Source organism: Rubrivirga sp. (assembly GCF_049648075.1).
Lineage (GTDB): Bacteria > Bacteroidota > Rhodothermia > Rhodothermales > Rubricoccaceae > Rubrivirga.
Window position 1 is genome coordinate 1 of the sequence record NZ_JBARYR010000416.1, and the last position, 4,030, is coordinate 4,030.

Below are 4,030 nucleotides of genomic sequence, written 5' to 3' on the forward strand. Positions count from 1 at the left end.
CTCGAAGACGAGTCTTTGGCTCGCGGTCCTGCTGCTGCTTGCCGTCCCGGTCACCGCGCAGACGATCGACGCGCTGCCCGACTCCGCCGCCCTCGAGGCGCCGGTCCTGCTCGACGAAGCGCCGGCCGCCCTCGAGGACGACGCTCCGGTCGAGGCCGCTCCCATCGAGGTCGAAACGGCGGAGGCTTCGGCTGCCGACCTCGAGGACGAGTCCGGCGTTGGGTGGCTGGCGGTGCTGCCGGCGTTGATCGCGATCGCGGCGGCGCTGTTTTTCCGCCAGGTGATCGTGGCGCTGTTTCTCGGCGTGTGGCTGGGAAGCTGGATCGTGACCGGTGACCTCGTCGTTGGCTGGTTCACGGGGTTGTTTGCGACGGTCGAGACCTACGTGTTGGGCGCTCTGGCCGACAGCGACCACGCAGCCATCATCATCTTTACGCTCATGATCGGCGGGACGGTCGGGCTGATCCAGAGAAACGGCGGCACGGCGGCCATCGTCGACGTGGCGACCAAGTGGGCGCGCTCGGCGGGACGCGGGCAGGTCGCGACGGCCATCTTGGGAACGGCCATCTTTTTCGACGACTACGCCAACACGCTCATCGTCGGCGGGACCATGCGGCCGATCACGGACCGGCTGCGCATCAGCCGCGAAAAGCTGGCCTACATCGTCGACTCGACGGCGGCACCGATTGCGTGCCTAGCGTTTACGACGACCTGGATCGGGTACCAAGTCGGCTTGATCGGGACGGCCGTCGAGGCCCTCCCGGAGTTCAGCGAGGGCGCGTATTCGGTCTTCCTCAACTCCATCCCGTACTCGTTCTACCCGATCCTGGCGCTGTTCTTCGTCTACCTGATCGCCGGCTCGCGCCGCGACTTCGGCCCGATGCTGGCGGCCGAGCGCCGAGCGCGCCGCGACGGGCAGCTGTTCCGGCCGGGCTCGAACGCCGAGGCCGCCGAAGCCGAGGCCGAACTGATGGTCCCGCCGCCCGACGCTCCGAAGCGCTTGATCAACGCCGTCTTGCCGATCCTGACGCTGGTCCTTGGCGTCATCATCGGGCTCGTGCTCACGGGCCGGGCGTCCGTCCTCGAGGCCGGCGACGCGATGAATCTGACGAACGTGATCGGCGCGGCGAACAGCTACACGGCCATGATGTGGGCGTCGCTCGCGTCGGTGCTGGTGGCCGTCGGGCTGACGGTCGGTCAGAAGATTTTGACGCTCGAAGAGTCCGTGGAGGCCTGGTACAGCGGGATGCGGACGATGCTGTTGGCGGTCATCATCCTGATCCTGGCCTGGGCGCTGGCCGGCGTCAACGAAGCGCTCGGCACCGCCGACGTGCTGGTGACGGCGCTCTCGGGGACGTTGTCACCTGGCTTTGTGCCGGCTCTGGTGTTCTTGCTCGCCGCCGCGACCGCGTTCTCGACAGGCTCGTCGTGGGGGACGATGGGCATCTTGATGCCGTTGGTGATCCCGCTCGCGTGGGGCGTCTTGGCGGCCGACGGACTGCACACGTCGGGCGAGTACAACCACATCATCTACTCGACCGTCAGCGCAGTCCTTGCCGGCGCGGTCTGGGGCGACCACTGCTCGCCGATCTCGGACACGACGATCCTGTCGTCGCTCGCGTCGTCGTGCGACCACATCGACCACGTGAGGACGCAGCTTCCCTACGCGTTGACGACGGGCGGCGTCGCCCTTTTCCTGGGCACGATCCCGACCGGGTTCAACGTGCCGTGGTGGGTCATGATGCCGATCTGCGCGCTCGTCCTGATCGCCGTCGTCCGGTTCGTGGCCGAGCCTGTCGATGACGGCACGCTCGTCCCGACCGACGCGTAACGTCAGGGGTCGATAGTGGAGCCGTCGCCGATCTATCTCGACAACCACGTCCTGGCGGTCTCAAAGCCGCCGGGGATGCTGACGCAAGGCGACAGGACGGGCGACCTCGATGTGGTGACCTGGGCGAAGGCCCACCTGAAGGAGCGGTTCGACAAGCCGGGCAACGTGTTCGTCGGTCTCGTGCACCGCTTGGATCGGCCCACGAGCGGCGTCTTGGCTCTGGCTCGGACCTCGAAGGCCGCAGGCCGGCTCAGCGACCAGTTCCGAAAGCGGTCGACCGAGAAACGCTACCTCGCCGTCCTCGATGGGCACCTCGAGGACGAGGGACGGGCCATCGATGGGCTGACGAGCGGGCCGAGCGTTCGCGTCCTCGAGGTCGGCGCGTCGGAGACGAAGCGGGCGGAGCTCCGGTGGCGGACGCTGGCACGAGACCGAGGTCGGTCGCTCGTCGAGGTCGAGTTGGTGACCGGCCGCAAGCACCAGATCCGCGCGCAACTGGCGGAGAGGGGAGCGCCGGTGCTCGGTGATTTCCGGTATGGCAACAAAACCAAGTTTGCCGGCGGCCACGGCATCGCGCTGCACGCCCACCGGCTGACGCTCGAGCACCCGACCAAGCGCGAGCCACTTGTTCTTTCGTCTCCTCCGCCCGCTCCGTGGCGCGGTCTCTTCGACGCCGCCGTCCTCGAGGCCGTGAACAGATAACGTCGCCGCGCCAACCTCGAGGATGGCGACGACGTAGAGACGCCCAGCGGGGCGTCTGCCCCGACTCGGCGTCCTCGAGGCCGAATCCGCCCGGCACGACGGGCGCGGCCTCAAGGCCGACCCCGACCGACTCCAGCTCTCGACCTCCATGTCTCTCCCGACTCTCGACCCCGTCGAAACCCGCGTCGTCGGCGCCCTTGCCGAGAAGGCCCTCGCTACGCCGGACCACTACCCGTTGACGGTCAACGCGCTGATCTCGGCGTGTAATCAGAAGTCGTCCCGCGACCCGGTGACGGACCACAGCGAGCGCGAGGTCCGCGACGCCGTCGAGCGGCTGATGCGCCGCAACCTGGCCGGCACGACGACGGGCTCGGGGCACCGCGCGATCAAGATGCGGCACCTGCTGGACCGAGCGCTCGACCTGTCCCGCCGCGAGCTCGCCGTCTTGACCGTCCTCCTGCTTCGTGGCGCGCAGACGGCCGGAGAGATCCGAACGCGAACCAACCGACTCGCGGACTTCGTCGACGTGGCCGACGTCGAGGAGACGCTGTGGCTCTTGTCCGACCGCGACGAGCCCCTCGTCGTCCAACTCCCCCGCGCGCCGGGCCAATCCACGGACCGCTTCGCGCACCGCCTGTCCGGCAACGTCGACCTCGAGGTCGAGAGCGTGCCTTCCGAGGTGTTGGAGCCGACCTCGAGGGCGGACAATCCGACGCCGACAGAAACCCGATCCGACCTCGAGGACCGCGTCGTCGCCCTCGAGGCCGAGGTTGAACGGCTGGGCCGGGAGTTGGCCGCGTTCAAGGCGTCGTTCGAGTAGCCTGGGCCGCCCTCGAGGACGACGGGCGCACGAGGCGCGGAGCGTCATCGAGGACGAGTGTCACTCGGTCGGTTCGGTGTGACAAACAGGTGGCACCGTAACGCCCGACATTGCACTCCATTGACCCCGCAGTCCCATGCCCACCATCGGACCCACCAACATCGAACTCGCCGAGGCCCTCGAGCAGATGGCCGACGTGCTCGTTCGGCGCGGCGAGACGAACCCGTACCGCGTCCAGGCTTATCTCCAGGCCGCCGCCATGATCCGCGAGCAGGACGAGCCGATCGCCGAGCTCTACGGCACGGGCGGGCGTGAGGCGCTGACGTCCCTCCCTGGCGTCGGCGTGAGCATCGCCCATCACCTGGCGCAGTACGTCGAGACGGGCCGGATCGGGCTCCGCGACCGGCTGCTCCGGTCCACGGACCCGGTCGCGCTCCTGGCGACGGTCCCGGGCGTCAGCAAGCGTTTGGCTGCGAAGCTGGTCGACGAACTCGGCGTCGAGTCCCTGTCCGAGCTCGAGCGTGCCGCCCACGACGGGCGGCTGCAAGACCTCGAGGGCGTCGGCCCGCGCCGGACGGAGGCGATCCGGTTGCAGCTCAACTCGATCCTGAACCGCTCCGCGCGTCGCCGTGCGCGCCGCGTCGGCCGGCAGGTGGCGCAGATGATGGCGGCCGAGC

Annotated in this window: 4 protein-coding genes; all 4 read left to right on the top strand. The window is 68.7% G+C overall.

Annotated features, from left to right (window positions below):
- Positions 1–1,831 (top strand): Na+/H+ antiporter NhaC family protein (locus WBA11_RS11880; protein WP_424520896.1); only part of this gene is annotated, 1,831 nt, incomplete at its 5' end.
- A 15-nt stretch (positions 1,832–1,846) separates the two neighbouring features.
- Entirely contained in the window at positions 1,847–2,533 is a 687-nt protein-coding gene (locus WBA11_RS11885; protein ID WP_424520897.1) for an RluA family pseudouridine synthase, read from the top strand.
- A 148-nt stretch (positions 2,534–2,681) separates the two neighbouring features.
- Positions 2,682–3,353 carry a YceH family protein gene (locus tag WBA11_RS11890; protein ID WP_424520898.1) on the top strand — a complete coding sequence of 224 codons (672 nt, stop codon included), beginning with the start codon at positions 2,682–2,684 and terminating at the stop codon, positions 3,351–3,353.
- Positions 3,354–3,489: 136 nt separating this feature from the next.
- Positions 3,490–4,030 (top strand): helix-hairpin-helix domain-containing protein (locus WBA11_RS11895; RefSeq protein ID WP_424520899.1); only part of this gene is annotated, 541 nt, incomplete at its 3' end.